Source organism: Streptomyces sp. L-9-10 (assembly GCF_004151105.1).
In the GTDB taxonomy this organism is placed as follows: domain Bacteria; phylum Actinomycetota; class Actinomycetes; order Streptomycetales; family Streptomycetaceae; genus Streptomyces.
The window spans coordinates 1-4,370 of sequence record NZ_PHRF01000123.1 but is presented as its reverse complement, the minus strand read 5'-3'; the positions used below and the strand labels follow the sequence as shown (position 1 = coordinate 4,370).

General features: G+C 72.6%; 4 protein-coding genes. 1 reads left to right on the top strand and 3 read right to left on the bottom strand.

The annotated features are described in order from the left end of the window. Window positions 1-60 precede the first annotated feature (60 nt). From CU044_RS29005 to CU044_RS28995, 3 genes are all read right to left on the bottom strand, one after another. The gene (locus tag CU044_RS29005; RefSeq protein ID WP_129771729.1) at window positions 61-1,398 is read right to left on the bottom strand and encodes an ABC transporter permease; all 1,338 of its coding nucleotides are present in this window, start codon (window positions 1,396-1,398) and stop codon (window positions 61-63) included. Window positions 1,399-1,401: 3 nt separating this feature from the next. Further along, window positions 1,402-2,214, bottom strand: coding sequence for an ABC transporter ATP-binding protein (locus CU044_RS29000; RefSeq protein ID WP_129771728.1), 813 nt, complete (start codon window positions 2,212-2,214; stop codon window positions 1,402-1,404). Between the two features lie 139 nt (window positions 2,215-2,353). Further along, window positions 2,354-3,082 (bottom strand): N-acetylmuramoyl-L-alanine amidase, encoded by a 729-nt coding sequence (locus tag CU044_RS28995; RefSeq protein ID WP_129771727.1) that lies wholly within the window; start codon window positions 3,080-3,082, stop codon window positions 2,354-2,356. Between the two features lie 60 nt (window positions 3,083-3,142). On the opposite strand from CU044_RS28995, the gene mnmA reads away from it, so the two are divergent. Next, window positions 3,143-4,276: a tRNA 2-thiouridine(34) synthase MnmA gene (gene mnmA / locus CU044_RS28990; protein WP_129771726.1), complete on the top strand. Its 1,134-nt coding sequence runs from the start codon at window positions 3,143-3,145 to the stop codon at window positions 4,274-4,276. Window positions 4,277-4,370: the final 94 nt, after the last annotated feature.

Here is a 4,370-nt window from a genome sequence, read left to right as displayed (position 1 = left end):
GGGCGGGCCGTTCCGGATGGGGGGGCGGGCCGTTCCGGGTGAGGCGGGGGCGGGCCGTTCTCAGGCCGCCGTCGCCATCGCCTCCACCGCCGGTGTGCGCAGTGTCCTGTGCGCCGTACCGAGAGAGGTGACCAGCGTCGCCGCGGCGGCGACCGCCGTGACCCCGAGCCAGATCCCCGGCCCCTGGCCCGGCAGGATCTCGTCGGTACGCACCAGGCTGAACGCCACGCTCCCCGCGAGCCCCGCGACCGTACCGAGGAACACCCCGGTCAGCGTCAGCGCCAGCCCCTCGACGCCGACCATCCCCAGCACCTGGCCGGGGGTCGCCCCCACGAGACGCTGCTGCCCGAACTCATGGCGGCGGTACGAGGTCGCCGCGTACAGGCTGTTGATCAGCGTGACGCAGGAGAAGACCACGATGATGCCGACGACCACGAGGTTCACGGTCTCCAGGTTCCTGTCCTCGACGGACCGGGTGAGACCGGACGCCGCGATCGCGTCGTTCTGCAGCGCCTGCATGGTGAGCGTGGCCGTCGCGATACCGGTGAAGAGGGTCAGCGGCATCAGCACACCGGACAGCTGCGCCGCGCGGTGCCGCATGGTGTGCACGGTCAGATAGCCGCTCGCCCCGGTGAGCGCGGAGAGAGGCCGCTCCAGCGCGCTCAGCAGGGCCCGCAGCAGCGCCGGTGCGAAGAGCGCGAGGCCGACGGCGAGCAGGATGGCGCCACAGGCCGGAGCCGCCATCAGCGCGGGCTCCGTCGCGTCGATCGTGAAGGTGACGCCCACCCCCGCCGTACCGGCGACCAGCGCGGCGGCCCCGGCGGCGTTCCGGCCGCGGCCCCGGCCCCCGCCGGCCCCCGCCAGGGCCTTCGTCGCCCGGCGCACCGCGAGGAACGCGGCGCCCGTCGCCGCCACCAGCGTGATGGCCAGGCCGGAACCGAGCGCGATGGGCCCGAAGACGTACGCGACCTCGTCGGCGACCTGGCCGGTGTCCTGGAACACCCCGAGCAGCGCCCGCCCGCCGAGCATCGCGGGACCGATGGCCAGCACCGCCCCGACCAGGGCGACCGCGGCCGATTCGCCCACGATCATGCGCGTGATCTGCGCCGGGGTGGCGCCGGTGCTGCGCAGCAGGGCGATCTCCGTACCGCGCTGCCGTACGTTCACGGTCAGGGTGGACGCGACGGCGAAGAAGACCAGCAGCGCGCCGTACCCACCGACGACGTTCGCCACCAGCCCGAGCGTCTCCGTGCTGGCGGAGTCGATGCCCCGGGCGCCCGCGGTGTCATGCATCGAGTGGAACGCCATGATGATCGTCGCGCCGAGGAAGGCGGACAGCAGGGTGGCGAGAAAGCGCCCGGGACGCGTCGCGATGGACCGCATGGCCAGCGAGAACATGGCTCACACCCCAGCTGTCAGGTCGTGCCGCTCCGGGCCCGTGCCGTGGTGCACCGCGTCGCCCAGATGCGCGAGCCGCTCGGCGACCGCGTCCACGGTGGGCGCGGTCAGCCGGCCGGCCAGCCGGCCGTCCGCGAGGAACAGCACGGAGTCGGCGTACGAGGCGGCGACCGGGTCGTGCGTCACCATCACGACCGTCCCGCCGTTGACGCGCACGGTCCGCTGGAGCAGCCGCAGCACGTCCCGCGCGCTGCGGGTGTCCAGCGCGCCGGTCGGCTCGTCCGCGAAGATCACGGCGGGCTCGGTGACCAGCGCGCGGGCGATGGCGACACGCTGGCGCTGACCGCCGGAGAGCTGGTCGGGCCGGTGCTCCGCCCGGTCGCCGAGGCCGACCTGGGTGAGGATCTCGCGGGCCCGTGCCCGGTCGACGCGGAGCCCGGCCAGCTTCAGCGGCAGGGTGGTGTTCCGCTCCACCGTGAGCGCGGGCAGCAGGTTGTACTGCTGGAAGACGAAACCGATCCGGCGGCGGCGGAACGTGGTCAGCGCGGTCTCGCTGCCACCGGTCATCTCCGCGCCGTCCACCATGACCAGCCCGCTGTCCGGCCGGTCGAGCCCGGCCGCGCACTGCAACAGGGTCGACTTGCCGGAGCCGGAGGGCCCCATGACCGCGGTGAACGTCCCGGCCGGGAGGCTCAGCGACACATCGTCCAGCGCGGTCACCGCGTTCCCGGCGGACCCGTATACCTTGCGGACCTCGACCAGGCGCAGCGCCTCGGCGCTCCTGGCGCCCCTGGCTGTGCTCGTACGACGGAACATGGTGTTTCCCTCCCCGTGCGGACGCCTCATGCGTCCACCCATGACGCTACGGACGGGGGAGGGCGGGCACACGGGGCATAGGGCCCGGACGCGGGGGTGGTGCTGAGTGCACCCCGCTGTCCGCCGGCCCGCGCGGGGCTCAGGAGTCCTGTACGAACTTCATGTAGCGGTCCCAGTCCCACTTCGTCCCCGGGTCCGTGTGGTCCGTCCCCGGGACCTCCACGTGCCCGACGATGTGCTCGCGGTCGACCGGTATCGCGTACCGCCTGCATATGTCGGCGGTCAGCCGCGCCGAGGAGCGGTACATCGCGTCCGTGAACGACGCGGCGTTGTCCACCCAGCCCTCGTGCTCGATGCCGATGGAGCGTTCGTTGTACTCGCGGTTGCCCGCGTGGTACGCCACGTCCAGCTCGCGGATCATCTGGGCCACATGGCCGTCCTTGCGGACCACGTAGTGCGAGGCCGCGCCGTGGCCGGGGTCGCGGAAGACCTTCAGCGCGATCTGGTAGCTGCCCTGGACGACATGGATGACCACCCGGTCGATCGTGTAGTCGTCCGGCCGGTCCGCCCGGCGCCAGTTCGCGGAGGACGCCGCCACCCACTCGGAGCCCGCGTAGTCCAGCTCACCCTCCTTGCGCGGCTTCGCGACGCCGGGAACGCGGTACCACAGGTGCCCCAGCTCCTCCCGCGCCAGCACGCCCCCGCCGAGCACGGCCGCCGCCCCGCCGATCAGCACGGCCCGGCGGCGGACCTTCGTACCGTCCGCGGGCGCGCGACGGCTGCCGCTCGCGCGACGGCCCCCGCTTCCGCCCTCGCGGCGGTTCCCGCCACCGCCGCCGCCAGTCGTGCCCTGTGTGTTCTCGCCCATGTGATCGTCAACGCATACTCGCGCGACTGTGGTTCCCCCGGGCCGTACCCTGGTTGAGCTATGACTCAGAATTCCCAGCGTTCTCGCCCTCTTCGCGTGCTCGCCGCCATGTCGGGCGGCGTGGACTCCGCCGTCGCCGCCGCCCGTGCCGCCGAGGCGGGCCATGACGTGACCGGAGTGCATCTCGCGCTCTCCGCGAATCCACAGTCCTTCCGCACCGGCGCGCGCGGCTGCTGCACCATCGAGGACTCCCGCGACGCGCGCCGCGCCGCCGATGTCATCGGCATCCCGTTCTATGTCTGGGATCTCGCCGAGCGCTTCCGCGAGGACGTCGTCGAGGACTTCGTCGCGGAGTACGAGGCCGGCCGCACCCCTAACCCGTGCCTGCGCTGCAACGAGAAGATCAAGTTCGCGGCGCTGCTCGACAAGGCGCTCGCGCTCGGCTTCGACGCCGTGTGCACCGGCCACTACGCGACGGTCGTCATGGGCCCCGACGGCGCCCGGGAGCTGCACCGCGCGAGCGACATGGCCAAGGACCAGTCGTACGTACTGGGAGTCCTCGACGAGCGGCAGCTCGCCCACGCGATGTTCCCGCTCGGCGACACGCTCACCACCAAGGACGAGATCCGCGCGGAGGCCGAGCGCCGGGGCCTGGCGGTGGCGAAGAAGCCCGACAGCCATGACATCTGCTTCATCGCCGACGGCGACACCCAGGGCTTCCTGGCGGACCGGCTCGGCCGGGCGGAGGGCGACATCGTCGACGAGTCCGGTACGAAGGTGGGCAGCCACGACGGCGCGTTCGGTTTCACCATCGGCCAGCGCAAGGGCCTGCGCATCGGCCACCCGGCCCCCGACGGCAAGCCGCGCTACGTACTGGACATCTCCCCGGTCGACAACACCGTGACGGTGGGACCGGCCGCCGCGCTGGACGTCACGGCCCTGACGGCCATCAAGCCCCGCTGGTGCGGCACCGCCCCCACCGGCCCCGGCGACTACACCGCCCAGCTGCGCGCCCACGGCGGCGAGACGCCGGTGACGGCGGAGCCGGCCGACGGCACGCTCCACGTCCGCTTCGAGGAGCCCGTACGCGGTGTGGCACCGGGCCAGGCGATCGTGCTGTACGACGGCACGCGCGTGGTCGGCTCGGCGACGATCGCGACGACGGAACGGCGTACGGGAGCCCTGGCCGGCTAGGTGTATTGACCCGTAACGTTGTTAACGCGGCTGATGGGCGGGTGTCCGTTGAGTGCGGTGTGGCTGCGGTGGTGGTTGTAGGTGTGGAGGAAGT

Excerpts from the sequence above, each read along its gene's own strand:
- CU044_RS29005 (WP_129771729.1), bottom strand. The coding sequence starts at position 1,398 with ATGTTCTCGCTGGCCATGCGGTCCATCGCGACGCGTCCCGGGCGCTTT.
- CU044_RS29000 (WP_129771728.1), bottom strand. The coding sequence starts at position 2,214 with ATGTTCCGTCGTACGAGCACAGCCAGGGGCGCCAGGAGCGCCGAGGCG.
- mnmA (WP_129771726.1), top strand. The coding sequence starts at position 3,143 with ATGACTCAGAATTCCCAGCGTTCTCGCCCTCTTCGCGTGCTCGCCGCC.
- CU044_RS28995 (WP_129771727.1), bottom strand. The coding sequence starts at position 3,082 with ATGGGCGAGAACACACAGGGCACGACTGGCGGCGGCGGTGGCGGGAAC.